This window comes from Curtobacterium sp. BRB10, from assembly GCF_031844325.1.
GTDB lineage: Bacteria > Actinomycetota > Actinomycetes > Actinomycetales > Microbacteriaceae > Curtobacterium > Curtobacterium poinsettiae_A.
Genome location: NZ_JAUZVA010000004.1, coordinates 98,763 through 116,993, shown reverse-complemented (window position 1 = coordinate 116,993; position 18,231 = coordinate 98,763). Strand labels below are relative to the sequence as shown.

Sequence of the window (18,231 nt, the reverse complement as noted above, 5' to 3'; positions counted from 1 at the left end):
TCAGCGCCCGTCGCGTTCGGCCGCGACGGTCCGCCACCGCTCGAGCAGCCACTCCACGGCCTCGTGGAACCGCTCCGTGGCGGCGCCCGGGGTCGTGTCGCCGAAGTACCGTGCGACCCAGTGCTGCAGGCGCGCGAGCTCCTCGGCGTCGCTCGCGGCCGCGTCGACACGGGCGAGCACCGACGGGGCATCGGCCGCGGTCAGCCAGTTCGCGTCGCTCAGGTAGCCCCGCTCGTCGACGTCGGCCTCGGGCGAGACCGGCCGCGTGACGATGAGCGGCTTGCCGACCGCCAGCCGGTCGTAGATCATCGCGCTGATGTCGGTGATCGCCACGTCGGCGTCCGCCAGCTGCCATCCGAGGGCACCGCTGTCGTCGTACAGGTGGTGTGCGGCCGGGTCGGCGGCGTTGGCGGCGCTGATCGCCGCGACGATCCGCTCGTGCGCCGCACGGTAGGCGGGGTCGAGCACGCCGCTGCGCGGGTGCGGGCGGTACACCAGACGGTGGCGGGGCGATGCGAGCACCTGCGCGGCGATGACCGTGCCGTGCGACGCGATCGACCCGTACGCCGCGGCACCGCGGTCGCCCTCCCACGTCGGGGCGTAGAGCACGACGGTCCGGTCGTCGTCGGGGTACGGGGCCGCTCCGGCGAAGTGGTCGGCCTGCGGGCGTCCGATCGCGATGGTCCGGGCGTCCAGGTCGTAGTCCCACAGCGCCTCGGCCAGACGATCGCGTGCTGCGTCCCCCGCGATCAGGGCGTAGTCGTAGGCCTTGAACTGGTTCGTGGTCATGTACATCTTGTCGCTCTCGCCGTGGTTGACGAAGACGTGCCACATCCGCCCGTACCGCATCATCTGGAAGTTGCGGGCGTTCTGGTTGACGTAGAGCACCACCTTCGGCGCCTGGGTGTCGACGAAGTGCTCGAGGTCGACCACCTGCCGGGCGTAGACCACGGGCACGGGCGACTCGTCGAGCAGGGTCAGCATGGTGCCCGGGCTCCGCGAGACGATCGCCACCGGGTGCGTCTTCGCGAGTTCCGCCAGCGGCGCATACCACTGGCGCACCTGGTACATGTTGACCGGACCGTCGGCGAAGTACACGGCGATCTCGACCGAACCGGGCGCCGGCTCCGGCGCGGACGGCAGTCGCTGTGCGAGCTGCCGCCGGCTCCGGCGGGACGTCAGGAGTCGCTCGACGAGCCGCAGGGCGGTCCGCAGGTCGCTGATGATCGACATGGTCGTTCTCCGGGTCTGCTCGGGCGGTACGGGGTGGGCGGGGTCAGACGACCGGCGGCCGCCCTGCGATGGTCATCCGTGCGACTGTGAGCCAGCCCATCGGGCGGACAGGACCGCAGTCGGTCGTCCATCCTTCACGGATCCCTCCGAACCAGGTGGCCAGCCGGCGGGGGTGACGCCACCAGCGCGCGATCTGGATCGCGGCCCAGGACCCCACGTACACCGGGCGCAGCACCGCCGGCAGGTTGCGCCGAGCGAGCCACACCCGGTTCCGGGCGTTCAACCGGTAGTACTCGGTGTGCCGCGCCGGGTCGATCGCGGGGTGGTGCGCGACGAGGTCCCCGGCGTACCACGTCCGACGGCCGGCGTCCCACACGCGCCACGCGAGCTCGATGCCCTCGTGGGCGTAGAAGTACTCGGCGCCCCAGCCGCCGACGGCCCGGTACACGTCCATCGGCAGCACGACGGCACCTTCCCAGACCGAGAAGACCGGCGACGAGTGGTCCGGCTCGCCCTTCCGGATCCGCGGCACCCACCGGCGCGGGTTCGCGGCGCCCGTGGGGTCGACGACCCGGGGCTGCACGAGGCCGAGCGACGGATCGTGCTCGAACACCGCGATCGCGTCGCGCAGGAACGTCGGCGACGGCACCGACGCATCGTCGTCGAGGAAGAACACGTAGTCGCCGTCGACGACCTCGGCTCCGGCGTTGCGCCCGGCCGGGATCCCGACGTTCTCGGGCAGGGCCAGCGCCCGCACGCCGTCCGGCAGCCCGGTCGGCGTCCAACCGTTGCCGACGCAGACGACGTCGAGCTCGACGTCCTGCTGCGCGAGCACGCTGTCCAGCCCGCGGCGCAGGTCGTCGGGCCGGGTGCCCTGCGACAGGCTCACCACGGCGACGCGCGGTCGTCCGCGGTGCACCACCGCGTGGCGGCGCACCGTTCCGGGCGCGGTCGTGTCCTCGGTCACGCCTTGACCCGCTTCGAGGCGATGATCGCCAGGAAGTGCCCGATCGTCGCGAGCACCGCGAGCGGCAACAGCGCACCGACCAGGATCCGGCTTGCGAGCGGGTCGCCGATCACCAGGGCGAGCACGGCGAAGACGAACGCGAGCATGCTCAGCTCGACCGAGTGGTACAGGCGGTGGAACGGCAGGAACCTCGCCAGTCGGCGGAGCGAGGCGAGCTTCCGACCCGACGGCGCGGTGGAGGCGTCCCGCCGGTCGACGAGCTTGTCGAGCCCGGCGTTCGCGCGGGCCACGTGCACCATGTCGTTGAGGGCCTTGTTCAGCACGATGACCAGGCCGAGTGCGCAGCCGATCGTGGTCCACATCCAGTCGGCGTCGTGGATCGGCCACGTGGCGGCCCGGATGCCGAGCGCGACCGGGATCAGCCCCTCGGTCGTGTAGTGCCCCACCTTGTCGAGGAACACCCCGGCGGGCGACTTGGTGCCGCGCCACCGGGCGACCTCGCCGTCGGAGCAGTCGACGAGCATCTGCAGCTGGCCGAGCACGAGCGCCAGCGCAGCACCCCAGATGCCCGGGATGAGCAGGGCGGCCGCGACGCTCCAGCCGACCAGGATCATCAGACCGGTGACCTGGTTCGCGCTGACGCGGGTCTTCAGGAGCACCCAGGTCAGGTACGGCGAGACGTCGCGCAGGTACAGCGAGGCCGTCCAGTGCTCGGCGTTGGCGCGGGCGCGGACCTCCTCCGGCTGGGCGACGGCCCGGAGCTCGGCGATCGAGGTCGGCCGTGCGGATCCGCGGCCGGTCGTGGGCTGGTCGGTCATTCGGTCACCGTCCCGTGTGGGTGGTCAGCTCGGACGTGCGGGTCAGGAACCCGATGATGAACCCGAGCCCCCAGCCCACGTGGATGCAGGGGAGCACGACGAGCAGCCAGAGGAGCGTCGGCAGCCCGGAGCGGCGCGCCACGGCGATCGACCCCAGGACGACGAAGAGCAGGTAGACGACGGGCACCACGAACCCGAGCAGCGCCCAGGCGAGCGGCGTGCCGAGCACGGCGCCGACGACGCCGACGAGCCCGGCGACGATGCCCAGCGCCATCGCCGCCACCATGGCCGGCGGCACGAAGTAGCGCAGGCCGTTGTTCGCCGGGAACCGACGGGCGAGCTCACCGCGCCAGAGCCCGGTGGCGACGAACTGCCGCACCAGGCGCTTCAGGCTCGGCCGCGGGCGGTACGTGACGACGAGTTCCGGCGTGAACCAGACGGTCCCGCCGGTCTGGCGCAGCCGCCGGTTGAGTTCCCAGTCCTGTCCGCGCTTGATGCCCTCGTCGAAGAGTCCGACGTCGAACAGCCGCTCGCGTCGGAACACGCCGAGGTAGGCGGTCTCGGCCGGCCCCGCGGTGCCGCCGACGTGGTGCGGCGTGCCACCGAGCCCGACACGGCTGCCGTAGGCCAGGGCGACGGCCCGCTCGAAGGGGGTCCGGCCCTCGGCGCGCATGATGCCGCCGACGTTGTCCGCACCGGACTCGAGGAGCGTGTGCACCGCGATGCGCGTGTAGTCGGTCGGCAGGACCGAGTGCGCGTCGACCCGGATGACGACGGGGTGCACGGACGCACGGATCGCGACGTTCAGCCCGGCGGGCGTCGACCCGACGGGGTTGTCGATCGCGCGGATCCGGGGGTCGGCAGCGCTCATCTCGGCGACGAGCTCGTTCGTGCCGTCGATCGACGGCCCGAGCGCGAGGATGACCTCGAACGGGCCCGTGTAGTCCTGGTCGAGCAGGCTGCCGACCGCGGCTCGGACCTCGGTGACCTCGTTGAGCACGGGCATCACGTACGAGACGCCCGGCAGGGGCTGTCCGTCTGACTGCATGCGTACCTCGGGGTGCTGGCTGGCGGCACGGGACGCACCGGGGCGGTGCCGCCCCGCAGAGCGACCATGAGCCTATCAAGAGGCCGAACCACCCACCTGCGTCGGCGCGGGACGCGCCCCGTGACGGACTGGAGGCCCGGCGCACGTCGTGCCCCGGGCCTCCTGTCCGTCGTGTGGTGGCGTCAGCCCTTGCTGTCGAACGTCCCCAGCTTCACGTCGGCCTGGCGGGTCTGGCCGTCGCGGACGAAGCTGATCGTCGTCGACGCGCCACCCGCGAAGAAGCGCACCTGCGCCGTCAAGTCGGTCGCGTCGGAGACCGACGCCGAACCGATCTTCGTGACGACGTCGCCCTTCTGCAGACCGGCCTTCGCCGCGGCACCGCCGTTGGACACCGACTTGATGAGGGCGCCGACCTGGGTGGCGCTGGCGTCCTCGGTGGCGTCGCCGACGGTCGCGCCGAGGAGCCCGTGCGTCGCCGAGCCGTTGTCCTTGATCTCGTTCGCCACCCGCTTGACCAGGTTGGCCGGGATCGAGAAGCCGACGCCGATGCTGCCCGCGGCCGAGTCGGACGACGACGAGCTGCCGGCGGAGGCGATCGCCACGTTGATGCCGATCAGTCGGCCCTTCGAGTCGAGCAGCGCACCGCCGGAGTTGCCGGGGTTGATCGATGCGTCGGTCTGGATGACCGGGAGCGACACGGTGGTGTTCGCGGACGAGCTGCTGCCGTTGTCCCCGTTGCCCCAGAAGTCGAAGGGACCCGAGCCGCCGTTGCCGCCCTCGTTCGAGTCGCCACCCTCGCTGGGGGCACTCGAGGTGACCTGGATGCTGCGGTTCAGGGTCGAGACGATGCCGTCGGTGACGGTGTTCGACAGCCCCAGGGGCGCACCGATCGCGACCGCGGTGTCGCCGACGTTGAGCTTCGACGAGTCCGCGAACTCCATCGGCTTGAGGTCGGTCGCGTCGATCTTGATGACCGCGAGGTCGACCGTCGGGTCGGTGCCGATGAGCTTGCCCGCGTAGATCTTGCCGTTCGAAGTCGTCACGGTGATCCGGCCGTTCGAGCTGTCTCCGTCGAGGGTGACCACGTGGGTGTTCGTGACGATGTAGCCGTCCTTGCTCATCACCACACCGGAACCGGTGCCGGCTTCGTTGCTCGCGGACACGTTGATGGTGACGACCGACGGGGTCGCCTGTGCCGCGACGGCGGTGACGACCGTGGCGGAGTCGTAGTCGTTGACGGTCAGGTTGCCGCCCTGCGACGAACCGGAGGACACCACGCTGCCACCGTCGTTGCCGGAGGAGACGGCCCAACCGGCGCCGCCGCCCACCAGACCGCCCGCGATGACCGCCGCGATGACCGGCAGGAGCAGCCGGTTCCGGCCCGAGCGGTCCTTGGTCGTCGTGGACGCCGCGGCACCCGAGGCGTCGTCGCTGAAGTAGTGGCCGTTGCGCTGGTTCGCGCCGTCGACGTCGCCGAAGGCGCTCGTGGCGGACTGCGGGGCCTGCGCGGACGCGTTCGCGTACTCGGAGGACGAGCTCGGAGCGGACGAGGACGTCGGCTGCGCGTACTCGCCGTAGCGGGGGCGTTCGGCGCCCGGCTGGCCGTACTGGGACTGCTGGCCGTACGGGTTCTGGCCCTGCTGGCCGTACTGGGACTGCTGGCCGTACGGGTTCTGGCTCTGCTGGCCGTACTGCGACTGCTGGCCGTACGGACTCTGGGCCTGCGGCGTCTGCTGGCCGTACGGCAACTGCTGGCCGTACGGGTTCTGGCTCTGCTGGCCGTACTGGGACTGCTGGCCGTACGGGCTCTGGCTCTGCTGAGGCTGCTGTCCGTACGGCGACGTCTGCTGGCCGTAGCCGCCCTGCTGCGCGCCCGAGGAGTCGCCGGAGACGGCGGGGTACGGCGCGGTGTAGCGGTCGGTCGGGTGGTCCGTCGACGACGGGATCACGTCCGTGTTGTCCGGGGTCGTGTCGTTCTGGTTCGGGCGACGGGTCTCGTCCGGCTGGTCGGAGTCGTTCGGCATCGACGTGTTCCCTCTCGTGGCCGCTGCTGCGGCGTCCTCACTGGCGGCAGGCGGAGCCGCATCGTCCGGACGGCGGTCGTCGCCCTGCCCGCTGGGCGTGGTGTCGGTCATGCTGGACGTGCTCCCTTCAAGCTCGTGCAGTCTGTCGCAAGCACCTGAGCGGTCCTTCTGGCGACGCTGCGAGCCACCCCTGGCGATCTTATGCGTGCGCTGTACACGGTGGCCCGGTCCGCCGCGGGACGGACAGCTAGGTTGGGGTCCGTTCAGCGCGACACGTCGTCGCCCGCACGGGAGGGAACCACATGCGCCAGGCAGGACCGTGGCTGCGAGCCGCCGACGGAGCGATGCTGCTGGGACCGGACGGGGTCCCCGCACCGACGGTGTTCGCCGAGATGAGCGCCCTCGCGGCCAGCACCGGTGCGGTCAACCTGGGGCAGGGCTTCCCCGACGAGGACGGGCCGGCCGAGGTGCTCGAGGCCGCGATGCAGGCGATCCGCGACGGCGTGAACCAGTACCCGCCGGGCCGGGGCACCTCCGACCTGCGGGCGGCGATCGCCGAGCACCAGCAGCGGTGGTACGGGCTCGCGGTGGACCCCGACCGCGAGGTCCTCGTCACCGCCGGGGCCACCGAGGGGCTGGCCGCGACGATCCTCGCGCTGGTCGAACCCGGCGACGAGGTGGTCACCTTCGAACCGTTCTACGACGCCTACGGCGCACTCATCCGGCTGGCCGGCGGCGTGCACGTCACGGTCCCGCTCACCGCGCCCGACTTCCTGCCCGACGAGCGCACGCTCCGCGCGGCCTTCACCGACCGCACCCGCGCCGTGCTCGTGAACACGCCGCACAACCCGACCGGCCGCGTCCTGCCCACCGAGGTACTGCAGACGATCGTCGACCTGGCCACCGAGCGCGACGCGGTGATCATCACGGACGAGGTCTACGAGCACCTGACGTTCGACGTCCCGCACACGCCCGTCGCGACCCTGCCCGGCGCTGCCGAGCGGACGGTGTCGGTGTCGAGCGCCGGCAAGACCTTCAACACGACCGGGTGGAAGGTCGGCTGGCTCACCGCTCCCCCGGCGCTCGTCGACGCGATCACGACGGTCAAGCAGTACCTGACCTTCGTGAACGGTGCGCCCTTCCAACCGGCCGTCGCCGTGGGACTCCGGCTGCCCGACGCGGTCTTCACCACCATCGCCGCCGACCTGCGCGCGAAGCACGAACTGCTGGCCGACGGACTGACGGCGGCGGGCTTCGACGTGATGCGACCCGACGGCGGGTACTTCGTGCTCGCGGACGCCGCGCCGCTCGGGTACGACGACGCCCGTGCGTTCTGCCTCGATCTCCCCGCGTTGGCCGGTGTCGCGGGCGTGCCGGTCTCGGCGTTCGTCCGCCCGGACCGGGTCTCCGGCTACCGGTCCCTGGTGCGCTTCGCGTTCTGCAAGCGCCGGAGCGTCCTGGAGGACGCCGCCGCACGCCTGGCGACCCTCGGAGCGCGCCCCCGCGCTGAGACGCGACCGCGTCGGGACGCGACCGACGTGTCAGGGCTGCCCCGGGCCTCCAGGCAGGGGGCGCAGTGCGACGTCGTACCGCCGCAGCGACAGCGACGGGTTCACCCGCCGGACGGCGTCGGTGACGGCGGTGTCGATCGTGGCGGTGAGCGTCGTCGGCGAGGCGCCGGCTGAGGCGACCGCGACGCCCGACGGGTCGAGGACGACCGAGCCGCCGACCCCGATCGGCGGCGTCTGGCCGACCCCGACGACCCAGACGGTGTTCTCGATCGCGCGAGCGGTGAGGAGCGTGCGCCAGTGGTGCTCCTTGCCGGGACCGCGCACCCACTCCGCGGGGAGGACGACGACGTCGGCCGCTCCGGTCTCCGGAGCGGCGAGCCGTCTGGTGACCTCGGGGAAGCGCAGGTCGTAGCAGGTCTCGAGCCCGATGCGGACTCCGTGGAGCTCGAAGACCGGCAGCTGCTCCGGGTCGCCGGACGCGATGCGGTCCGACTCCCGCGAGCCGAAGGCGTCGTAGAGGTGGACCTTCCGGTACGTCGCTGCCAGGTCGCCCGACGGGAGCACCGCGACCAGGGTGTTCCGGAAGCGCTCCGGCGTGTCCGTCGACTCAGCGACCCCGACGACGAGGGCGATCCCGGTCTCGCGGGCGACGTCGCGGAGGCCCGAGACGAACGGACCCTCCAGGGGCTGCGCGGCCGCCACGAAACGATCGTCGATGTCGGCGGTGAAGTACGAGGTGTACTCCGGCGTGACGAGGAGGTCCGCACCCCGGGCGGCCGCGTCGGCGGCGGCGGTGCGCACGGTGTCGAGGTTGGCGACTGGGTCGTCCACGGGGGCGAACTGCGCCGCCGCGATCGTGAGGGTGGCCATGGGGTGAGCGTACCCGGGGGCCTGCGGCGGGTCGTCTCGCGACCGGTCGTCTCGCGGTGGGTCGTCTCGCGGCGGGTCGTCTCGCGGCGGGTCGTCTCGCAGCGGGTCGTCTCGCAGCGGGTCGTCTCGCGACCGGGGACACGAAGAAGGCCCCGGTCCTGTTGGACCGGGGCCTTCATGTGACGCTTGGTTGCGGGGGCAGGATTTGAACCTACGACCTCTGGGTTATGAGCCCAGCGAGCTACCGAACTGCTCCACCCCGCGGCACGTTTAGAAGCCTACACGGGGCCGTGGCGGGACACAAATCGAGTGCCCCGCCACGGTGTGTCAGTTGCCGTTCTCGGCTGCCGTGGCGGCCTCGATCGCGTCCTGGAGGCGCTGGTCGGCTTCCGCCGCAGCGACCAGGTCGTTGTCGGCGTACGCCTCCTGACGGTCCTGCAGGGCTGCCTTGGCGTCGGCCAGGGCCTCCTGCAGGGCGTCGTTGTCGGTGGAGCCGGATCCCGTCGAGCCGGAGCCCGAGGAACCCGTGTCGGAACCGGACCCCGTGTCGGAGCCGGAACCGCTGTCGGAGCCGGAACCACTGCCGGAACCGGAACCGCTCGCGCCGGAGTCGCCGGCGGCGGCACCGGAGTCACCGCCGAACAGCGAGTTCAGGGCCTCGTCGAGGGTGTCCTCGAACGCGATCTTGTCGCCGAAGGCCACGAGGACCTTCTGCAGCAGCGGGTACGAACCACTCGAGGTCGACTGGACGTAGACGGGCTGCACGTAGAGGAACCCACCACCGACCGGGAGCGTGAGCAGGTTGCCCTGCTTCACGGTCGAGTTGCCCCGCTTCAGGATGTTCAGCTCCTGCGACACGGTCGAGTCACCGTTGAACAGGCTCTGCACCTGCCCGGGGCCCGGGATGTTGTCGGTCTTCGGCATCGTCAACAGCGTGAGTTTCCCGTAGCCCGACGCCTTCTCGCCCTTGCCGGCTCCACCCGCGTCGGAGTTCACCGCCAGGTAGCCGGTCAGCACGTTGCGGTTGTTCGCCCCGGCGGACTGCTGGGGGATGTAGGTCGTGTACAGCGAGTACGCCGTCCCCTGCCCCGGTACCTTCATCGTCAGGTAGTACGGGTCCTGCAGATTCGCCCTGTTGGCGGTCGTCGTCGTCTGCGCGCCGAGCGCGTTCGTCGACGTCGCCGCGGTGTCGGCGTCACTGTCCGACGTCGCCGTGCTCGTCGGTTCCTGCGGGGTGTTCCACGCGTCGTCACCCGAGTAGAACGAGTTCGCGTTGGTCACGTGGTACGTGCCGAGGATCGAGCGCTGCACCTTGAACAGGTCGGTCGGGTACCGCACGTGGTCGAGGAGCTCGGCGCTCATGCTCGACACCGGCTTCATCGAGGTCGGGAAGATCTTCTGCCAGGTCTTCAGGACCGGGTCCTTCGTGTCCCACGTGTACAGCGTCACCTTGCCCGTGTACGCGTCGACCGTGGCCTTCACCGAGTTCCGGATGTAGTTCACCTGGTCGGTGCGGTACGTCGAGGACTCGGCGCCGGCGATGCTGTCCGACAGGCTCTGGCTCTGCGAGTACGGGTACGCGTCGCTCGTGGTGTAGCCGTCCACCACCCACTGGATGCGGTGGTCGACGATCGCCGGGTAGGCGTCGCTGTCGACGGTCAGGTACGGCGCGGCCTTCTGCACGCGGGTGATCGGGTCGCGGTCGTAGAGGATCTGCGAGTCCTTGTTCACCGCGTTCGAGAGCAGGATCTGCTCCGACTGGAACTTCGCGGCGTAGACGAGCCGGTTGAAGAAGTTGCCGAGGCTCGGACCGCCGTCGCCGGCGTACGTGGTGGTCGCGTTGCCGCCGTTGTCGTCGTCGGAGCCGGACGGGTAGTCGAGTTCGACGTCCTTCGTGCCCTTCGGGGCACCCACGATCGAGTAGGGCGGCGAGGTCTCACCGAAGTACACGCGCTGCTGGAAGTCGCCGAGCGCACCGTTCGACGGGATACCGGACTCGAGGAACACCGGCTTCCCGTCGCTCGCGCGCTGGTTGCCGTAGGCCGCGGTGACGCCGTAGCCGTGGGTGTAGACGAACGCCCGGTTGTACTGGGTGTTCGCAGCCGAGCTGAGGCCGTCGAGGTCGATGTCGCGCACCGCGATCACGGTGTCCTCGGTCTCGCCCTTGACGTCGTAGCGGTCGACGTCGAGCTCGTTCGGGAACTGGTAGTACTGCCGGTACTGCTGCAGCTGACTGAAGGTGTCGGAGACGATCTTCGGGTCGATGAGGCGGATGTTCGCCGTCGTCTGGGCGTCCTGCGCCAGGGCGCCCGAGCTCGCCTCGGTCGTGGCGTCGTAGTTCTGCTCCTCGACCCCGGCGACGCCGTAGGCGTCACGCGTGGCCTTGATGTTCCGCTCGATGTAGGCCGACTCGAAGGTGCGCTCCGAGGGCTTCACCTGCAGACGCTGGACGACCCACGGGTAGATGCCGCCGACGACGATCGCGGCGACGAGCAGCAGGCCCGTCCCGACGATCGAGATGCGCCAGCGACCGATGACCGCCGTGACGATGAAGAGCAGCGCGACGATCGCCGCGATGCCCGCCATGATCTCGCGGCCCGGGATCACCGCGTTGACGTCGGTGTACTGGGCACCGGTGATGAGCGAGTTCGACTTCGTCAGCGCCGCGTACTGGTCGAGCCAGAGGCTGACGGCCTGCAGCGCGACGTAGAGCGCCGCCGTGACCGCGAGCTGGATGCGCGCGGCACGGGAGATCCGGACCTCGCGCCCACCGAAGCGGAGCGCACCGTAGAGGTAGCTCGCGGCGAGCGCAGCGAGGCCAGCGATGAGGACGACGGCCGATGAGTAGGCCACGATCGAGCGCCAGAACGGCAGCTCGAACACGTAGAACCCGATGTCCAGTCCGAACTGCGGGTCGGTCTTGCCGAACGGCGTGCGGTTGAAGTACTCGAGGACCATGCTCCAGCGGCCCGCCGTCGAGAGCCCGGCGAAGATGCCGAGCACCACGGGGATGCCGATCATCACGGCGCGCCGCAACGGCTCGATGACCTGCTGGTAGCGGTCGAGCTGCGAGTTGAGCTTCGCGTACACCGGCCGGAACCGGAACGCGAGCGCGATGCTCACGAAGACCGGGACCGCCATGCCCAGGAAGCCCGCCAGGAACATCAGGGTCCCGGCGATCCACCGGGTCGTGAGGACCTGCTGGAACCCGAGCTGCGCGAACCACGCGTAGTCGGTGTACAGGCTGGCGAAGATGAAGAAGGCGATCACCAGTGCGGCCAGCACGATGATCGTGACCACGATGGGGACCCGCGGCGAACGCCGCCCCGAGGTGGACGAGGTTGTCGTCACTTGATGTGCTCCAGACGTGTCGGACCGGCGGGCCCGGCTCGCGGCGGGCCGTCAGTGACTCTGATCCTATGGGACCGGACCGAGCGTGAACCTGTACGGGGACTCAGGACCGGGTCAGGAACCGCAGCGGGCGAGCTTCGCGGTGCTCTTGCCGTCGGCGATCGTCTGCAGGTCGGTGACGGCCTGGTCGAGCGTGGAGACGCTGTAGACGTCGAGCCCGTCCGGTACGTGCCCGACGACCTCGTCGCAGTTGTCCGCGGGGGCGAGGAACACCGTGGCGCCAGCGTCCGCGGCGCCGTAGAGCTTCTGCCGGATCCCGCCGATGGGGCCGACCTCGCCGTGCGCCGTGATCGTGCCGGTGCCCGCGACGTGCTTGCCGCCGTTGAGCTTGCCCGGCGTGATCTCGTCGATGATCCCGATCGCGAACATCATGCCGGCTGACGGGCCCCCGACGTCCTGCAGACGGATCGACACCTTGAAGGGGAACTCGTAGCGCTCGGTGACGCCGACACCGAGCAGCGCCGTGCCCTGCTCGCTGCGCGGCGTCACGCGGACGTCCTTCGTCGCGCCGTCCCGCTCGACGGTGACGGTCGCGGGGCTCGCGGTGCCGTGCTGCGCGACGGCTTCGCGCAGGCTCCCCGCGTCGGCGTTGGTCGTGAGCGGCTTGCCGTCGAACGCCGTGATGACGTCGCCCTTCTCGATCGCGCCGTCGGCCGCTGAGCCCTGCTGCACGGCGCTCACCTCGAGTTCCGTGGGCAGGTCGTTCCCCTGCTGGATGAGGGCGGCGGCGACGGCCGACTGCTGCGACGCCTGCATGTCGGCGGAGTCCCGCTCGTTCACCTGCTCGGTCGTGGTGCCGCTCGGGTAGATCGCCTCGACCGGGATCACCGCCTGCGACCTGGTGAAGATCGCGCGGATCACGCTGGTCCACGACGGACGGTTCGTGGCGTCGCCCTGGATGCCGACGGTGAGCATGTCGAGGGCGCCTGCGGTCGGGTACGTCTCGTGGCCGGACACCTGGATGAGCTTGACGTCCTTCGCGTCCTTGCCCGTCCCCTGCTTCTGCGTGCCGATGGTGTTGTAGACCGGCCCGGGGACCTCGATGAGGTACGGGCTGGGCAGCAGGCTCGCCAGCAGGCCCAGCACGACCGCGCCGATCAGGAACGCCCACCCGACGGTCCGGGCACGCGAGCGACGACGGGGCGCGGGGGCGAAGAGGGTCACGCGGGGTCCTTCCGAGGTGGGCACCCGCGCCTGGCGGCAGGGTGGTCGCCCACGTCTCGCGACGGGGCTGTTCGCCCTGGGCGCAGCGCTCCGGGCGTTCCCACGGGGGCATCCCAGGTGCGGCCCCGTGAGCAGCGATTAGCGTAGTCGGCATGCCTGATGAACCACAGCCGGGGCCGGACGACGACTTCCAGGAGATGCTGCGCAAGCTGCTCTCGGGCGAGGGGCAGATCGACCCGTCGCAGCTCGCCGGTGCCGCCGGTCTGCCGAACGACCCGGCCTCCGTGGCGAACCTGATGAGCCAGCTCCAGCGCGCCGCGCAGTCCGGCGGTGACGGCATCGACTTCTCGGCCACCGCCGAACGCGCCACCGCGATCGCTCGGGACGGCGGCCACCCCGTCGACCCGGCCACCTCGCAGGCCGCCGACCAGGCGTTCCAGGTCGCCGCATTGTGGCTCGACGAGGTCACGACGGTCGCCGAACTGACCGCGACCCCGAGTCTGTACACGCGTGAGCAGTGGGCCAAGGCGACCGTCCCGGTGTGGACGCAGATCGCCGAGCCGGTGGCCTTCAGCATCGCCGATGCCCTGACCGAGGCGATCGACCAGCGTGCTCCCGAGCAGCTCAAGGCGATGCTCGGCGACGTCTCGAAGGCGATGCGCGGCATCGGCGGGGCGCTGTTCGCGATCCAGCTCGGCCAGGTCGTCGGGCAGCTGTCGAAGGAGGTCGTGTCCGGCGGTGACGTCGGCGTGCCGCTCCTCGACGAGCAGGTCGCAGCACTCCTGCCGCAGAACGTCGCCGAGTTCGCCGAGGGCCTCGATGTCTCCGAGGACGAGGTCCGCATCTACCTCGCGGTCCGCGAACTCGCCCACGCCCGGCTCTTCCGGTCAGCACGGTGGCTGCGACTGCACATCATCTCGTCGATCACGGACTACGCGCGGGGCATCCACATCCCCTTCGACCGCGTCGAGGAACTCGCGGCCGACATCGACCCGACCAACCAGGAGCAGCTGCGCGACGCACTCGCCTCGGGTGCCCTCATCCCGCCGCGCACCGCTGAGCAGGACGCCGCACTCGCCCGGCTCGAGACGATGCTCGCCCTGGTGGAGGGCTGGGTCGACACGGTCACCGCTGCCGCCACCGTCCGTCTCCCGAAGGCCGGGGCGATCGCCGAGATGGTGCGCCGCCGCCGTGCGGCCGGTGGCCCGGCCGAGTCGGCGTTCGCCACACTCGTCGGCCTCGAGCTGCGTCCACGTCGTCTGCGTGAGGCGGCGGCGATGTGGCAGCGGGTGACCGACGAGCTCGGCGCCGAACAGCGCGACGCCCTCTGGTCGCACTTCGACCTCGTGCCGACCTCGGACGACGTCGACGCACCCGATGCCCTCGTCGCACGGCTGCGGAACCCGTCCCAGAGCGACGAGGACGACGCGTTCGACAGGGCCCTCGAGGACCTGTTGAACGACTCGACGGGTGCGCGCCCGCACGAGGACGAGTCCGGCCGTGTGGCGGACGACCGCGAGGGTGGAGCGGACGACGAGCCGGGGAACGACACGGGCGACCAGACCCGCTGAGTTCTCCACAGATGCCCCTGGTGACCCCACACGTGCCGCGCACTCCGGCACCGTGGGGTCATGGGCATCCGCATCGATCCGACGCTCGAATTCGTCTGGCGTGACCCCGCCACGGTCCAGCTCGGGGTCGATCCTCCACGCGCCGTCGTCGCGGTGCCCACCACGGGGGAAGAGCGTTTCCTCGACGGCCTGCGACGCGAGACCGGCCACGACGTGCTGGCAGGCCTGGCGGCCGCGTCGGGGTGCTCGCCGGAACGTGCCGCGGGTGTGCTCGGTGCGGCGTCGCCCGCGGTGGTCGAGGTCCTGCCCGAGCCGCTCGAACGCATCGAGGTGCACGGCGCCGGTGTCCTCGCCGACACCGTGGCGACGTTCCTCTCCGGCGAGGGTGTGACGGTCAGTCGCACCACCGCGCCCGCCGGGGGCCCGATCGCGTTGCCCGAGCCCGAACCGCGCCTCGCCGTGGTGGTGGCCGACCACGTCGTCGATCCGGCGCTCCGCGCCGCGTGGACCCGCCGGGGCGTGCCGCACCTGGCGGTCGTCGTCGGGGACGGACGCGTCCGTCTCGGTCCGTTCGTCGTGCCGGGAGCCGGGCCGTGCCTCCAGTGCGCTGAGTACGCACGCGTCGACGACGACCCGGCCTGGCCGGCGATCGCCGCCCAGGTGTGGGGGCGGCACCCCGCACCGCTGTCGCCGTGGCGAGCAGCGGCGGTGGCCGCCGCCACGACGCGGATGCTGCTGGAACGGCTCCCGCTCCGGACGCAACTGGCCGAGCCCGACCAGCTCGTCTTCGAGCGCGACGACCTGTCGGTCAGCCGTTCGCCGGTCCGGCCCCATCCGCGGTGCGCGTGCCGAGCGCTGCCAGGAACCGACTCGGAGCCCGGGCTCCCCCACGCGTGGAGCCCTGTTGCGACCACGTGATCGTGACGGATCGGCGGGCTCGGGTCAGCCCGACGTAGAACAGGCGTCGTTCCTCGTCCACCTCGGTGTCGGTCGACGCGTGCGAGATCGGCAGGAGCCCCTCGGCGGCGCCGGCGATGACCACGTGCGGCCACTCCAGACCCTTCGACGAGTGCAGCGTCGCGAGCGTGACGGCGTCGACCTCGGGCTCGTGGTGCGTCGCCGCACGGTCCACCAGGTCCTGGGTGAACTGCTGCATCGTCGTGCCGGCGGGGGCGTCCTCGGCCAGGCCCATGATCGCCTGCAGCGCTTCCCACTGCTCGCGCACTGCGCCGGTGCCCTCCGGCGGTGTCTCCGTCCAACCGCTGACCTGCAGCACCAGCCGGACCCGTCGGGTCAGCTCGTCGTCGGTCTGCCGGATCGCCTCGCCGCGCATGTGGTGGACGGCGAGCTTGACCTCCGGGCGGTTGAAGAACCGGGTGCCTCCCTGCACGCGGTACGGGATGCCGTTCCGGCCGAGCGCGGACTCGAGCGCGGCGGACTGCGCCCCGACGCGGAAGAGCACGGCGCAGTCCCCGTAGGACGCTCCGGCCCCGACGAGCTCGGCGATGCGCCGGGCGATGGTCTGTGCCTCGTCGCCGTCGTGGACGCAGGCCAGCACGACCGGCTCCGGGCCCGGTTCCTGGCTCTGGGCCACCAGGTCGAGCGCGCCGGGCTGGCCGCGCATCAGCGTGTTCGCAGCGGACACGACCTCGCGAGTGGAGCGGTAGTTCCGCTCGAGGCGCAGGACCGACCCGCGCGGGAACTCCGACCCGAACCCGAGCAGGTAGTCGCTCGAGGCGCCGGCGAACGAGTAGATGGTCTGACTGGCGTCCCCGACCACGCACAGGTCGTCCCGGCCGCCCAGCCAGGCGCGCAGCAGGTCGTGCTGGACGGGCGAGACGTCCTGGTACTCGTCGACGACGAAGAACCGGTACTGCTGCCGCACGTACGACGCCACTCGGGGCTCGGACTCGACCATGCCGAGGGTCGCCAGCAGGACGTCCTCGAAGTCGAGCTGCCGCCGGTCGTCCTTCAGTCGCTCGTACGCCTTCATCAGGTCGATGACCCGGCGCGGTGTGGTGTCGCGCGGCATCACCCGGTCGGCGGCGGCGGCCTCGTACTCGTCGAGCGAGAGCATCTGGACCTTGCGCCACTCGACCTCGGCGGCCAGGTCGCGGAGCACCGGGGTGTCGACGTGCATGCCGACGGTGTCCGCGGCGTGGGCGATCATCCGCCCCTTGGACTCGACGATCTTCGGGGCGTGCCCGCCGACGGTGTCCGGCCAGAAGTAGCTGAGCTGCGCCATCGCGGCGGCGTGGAAGGTGCGCGCCTGGACCGTCCCGGCCCCGAGCGCGCGCAGGCGCGACCGCAGCTCGCCGGCGGCACGGGTCGTGAAGGTCAGCGCGAGGACGTGGTTCGGGGCGTAGGTCCCGGTGGCGACGCCGTAGGCGATCCGGTGCGTGATCGCACGGGTCTTGCCCGTCCCGGCGCCGGCGAGCACCGCGACCGGACCGAGCAGGGTGCGGGCGACCGTCCGCTGCTCGGCGTCGAGCGCGGCGAGCAGTTCGTCGGGCGACGGCGGCCGGGGCTCGACCGCCCCTGCTCCCGTTGCGGCGCGCGGACCGGCGGCGCTCACGGCAGGTCCAGCGGCCCGCCGTACCACTCCTCGATGATGGCGCGGGCGATCGAGGTGCGTCCCGGCAACAGCAGGGTGTCGCCGGCGCGCTCGCGGATCTCGTCGCGCGAGAACCACCGGACGTCCAGGATCTCCACGCCGTCGGGGCGGGCGGTCGTGGGGTCACCGCCGGCTGCGCGGGCACGGAAGCCCACCATCAGCGACGCGGGGAACGGCCACGGCTGCGAGCCGAGGTACTCGGGCTCCTCGACGCGGACGCCGGACTCCTCCCAGACCTCGCGACGGACGGCGTCCTCGAGCGACTCCCCCGGCTCGACGAACCCGGCCAGCAGCGAGTACCGGTTGGCGTCCCAGGCGGCGTTGGAACCGAGCAGGATCCGGTCGTCGGCGTCGACGACCCCGACGATGATCGCCGCGTCCGTGCGCGGGAAGAGATCGTGCCCCTCGGGGTCGCGGCGGACCCATCCGCCGCTCACGACGGCGGTAGGCGACCCGGTGCGCGGCGAGAAGCCGTGCACGGCGTGCCAGTTGGCCATCGCGACGGCTTCGACCGCCAGGCCCTGGTCGCGCGGCGAGAGCTCGGTGCCGAACATCCGGAGGCTCTGCCAGGCGTCGTCGTCGGGTTCGATGGCGGTCGCCGTCGCACTGTCGATCAGGGCGGCGACGAAGCGGGTACCCGCCGGGGCGTCGGCGGCGTCCGACACCGCACGTCCGAGGTACAGGGTCACGGTGTCGACCGGGATCTCCGTCGCGGTCACGAAGCGCAGGGCGCCGTCGGCGTTCCGGAGCATCTCGGCACCACGCACCGGCAGGTACCGGGTGTGTTCGTCCTCGCGCAGGACGCGCTCGACGTCGTCGGTCGTGCGGAACTCGGCGTCGCGGTCGAGTTCGTTGCGGGAGAGCGGGAGCCGGGCGGCGAACTCGACGGTCACGGCGGGAGAGCTCCTCGGATCGGGTACGGACGTGCAGGAGACGTGCGGTGGGCGTGCGGGCCGCCGAACAGCGTGGCGTGCAGCCGTGCACGGCTCACGCGCCTACC

The 18,231-nt window shown here is 71.4% G+C and carries 12 protein-coding genes, 1 tRNA gene and 1 pseudogene; 3 read left to right on the top strand and 11 right to left on the bottom strand.

Annotation, left to right across the window (positions count from 1 at the left end):
* From Q9R26_RS09975 to Q9R26_RS09955, 5 genes are all read right to left on the bottom strand, one after another.
* On the bottom strand, positions 1-1,233 hold the full coding sequence (locus Q9R26_RS09975) for a CDP-glycerol glycerophosphotransferase family protein (RefSeq protein ID WP_311227190.1): 1,233 nt from the start codon (positions 1,231-1,233) through the stop codon (positions 1-3).
* Positions 1,234-1,276: 43 nt separating this feature from the next.
* Positions 1,277-2,152 (bottom strand): glycosyltransferase, encoded by an 876-nt coding sequence (locus Q9R26_RS09970; RefSeq protein WP_311227342.1) that lies wholly within the window; start codon positions 2,150-2,152, stop codon positions 1,277-1,279.
* A 44-nt stretch (positions 2,153-2,196) separates the two neighbouring features.
* Entirely contained in the window at positions 2,197-3,018 is an 822-nt protein-coding gene (locus Q9R26_RS09965) for a CDP-alcohol phosphatidyltransferase family protein (RefSeq protein WP_311227189.1), read from the bottom strand.
* Positions 3,019-3,022: 4 nt separating this feature from the next.
* The gene (locus tag Q9R26_RS09960) at positions 3,023-4,066 is read right to left on the bottom strand and encodes a glycosyltransferase family 2 protein (RefSeq protein ID WP_111029537.1); all 1,044 of its coding nucleotides are present in this window, start codon (positions 4,064-4,066) and stop codon (positions 3,023-3,025) included.
* 182 nt (positions 4,067-4,248) lie between these two features.
* Positions 4,249-6,201, bottom strand: coding sequence for a trypsin-like peptidase domain-containing protein (locus tag Q9R26_RS09955; RefSeq protein ID WP_311227188.1), 1,953 nt, complete (start codon positions 6,199-6,201; stop codon positions 4,249-4,251).
* Between the two features lie 191 nt (positions 6,202-6,392).
* On the opposite strand from Q9R26_RS09955, the pseudogene Q9R26_RS09950 reads away from it, so the two are divergent.
* A pseudogene (locus Q9R26_RS09950) lies at positions 6,393-7,517 on the top strand (aminotransferase class I/II-fold pyridoxal phosphate-dependent enzyme); the annotation flags it as partial.
* Positions 7,518-7,631: 114 nt separating this feature from the next.
* Here the strand turns inward: Q9R26_RS09950 and Q9R26_RS09945 are convergent.
* The 4 genes from Q9R26_RS09945 to Q9R26_RS09930 all read right to left on the bottom strand — a co-directional run bounded on the left by Q9R26_RS09945 (position 7,632) and on the right by Q9R26_RS09930 (position 13,046).
* A complete protein-coding gene (locus Q9R26_RS09945) occupies positions 7,632-8,471 on the bottom strand; it encodes a carbon-nitrogen hydrolase family protein (RefSeq protein ID WP_311227187.1) in 840 nt (279 codons plus the stop codon).
* A 187-nt stretch (positions 8,472-8,658) separates the two neighbouring features.
* Positions 8,659-8,735, bottom strand: a tRNA-Met gene (locus tag Q9R26_RS09940).
* Between the two features lie 63 nt (positions 8,736-8,798).
* Positions 8,799-11,771 (bottom strand): UPF0182 family protein, encoded by a 2,973-nt coding sequence (locus Q9R26_RS09935; RefSeq protein WP_311227186.1) that lies wholly within the window; start codon positions 11,769-11,771, stop codon positions 8,799-8,801.
* A 165-nt stretch (positions 11,772-11,936) separates the two neighbouring features.
* Complete coding sequence (locus tag Q9R26_RS09930) at positions 11,937-13,046, bottom strand: S16 family serine protease (protein ID WP_311227185.1); 1,110 nt, start codon at positions 13,044-13,046, stop codon at positions 11,937-11,939.
* A gap of 152 nt (positions 13,047-13,198) precedes the next feature.
* On the opposite strand from Q9R26_RS09930, the gene Q9R26_RS09925 reads away from it, so the two are divergent.
* Together Q9R26_RS09925 and Q9R26_RS09920 are read left to right on the top strand one after the other, a co-directional pair.
* Positions 13,199-14,617 carry a zinc-dependent metalloprotease gene (locus tag Q9R26_RS09925; protein WP_311227184.1) on the top strand — a complete coding sequence of 473 codons (1,419 nt, stop codon included), beginning with the start codon at positions 13,199-13,201 and terminating at the stop codon, positions 14,615-14,617.
* Positions 14,618-14,677: 60 nt separating this feature from the next.
* Positions 14,678-15,535 carry a TOMM precursor leader peptide-binding protein gene (locus tag Q9R26_RS09920; protein ID WP_209133554.1) on the top strand — a complete coding sequence of 286 codons (858 nt, stop codon included), beginning with the start codon at positions 14,678-14,680 and terminating at the stop codon, positions 15,533-15,535.
* Here Q9R26_RS09920 and Q9R26_RS09915 read toward each other — a convergent pair.
* Positions 15,426-17,192: an ATP-dependent helicase gene (locus Q9R26_RS09915; protein ID WP_259580746.1), complete on the bottom strand. Its 1,767-nt coding sequence runs from the start codon at positions 17,190-17,192 to the stop codon at positions 15,426-15,428. The two genes, Q9R26_RS09920 and Q9R26_RS09915, sit on opposite strands and share 110 nt — an antisense overlap.
* Positions 17,189-18,124 (bottom strand): NAD(+) diphosphatase, encoded by a 936-nt coding sequence (gene nudC, locus Q9R26_RS09910; RefSeq protein ID WP_311227183.1) that lies wholly within the window; start codon positions 18,122-18,124, stop codon positions 17,189-17,191. The genes Q9R26_RS09915 and nudC overlap by 4 nt, the downstream gene beginning before the upstream one ends.
* Positions 18,125-18,231: the final 107 nt, after the last annotated feature.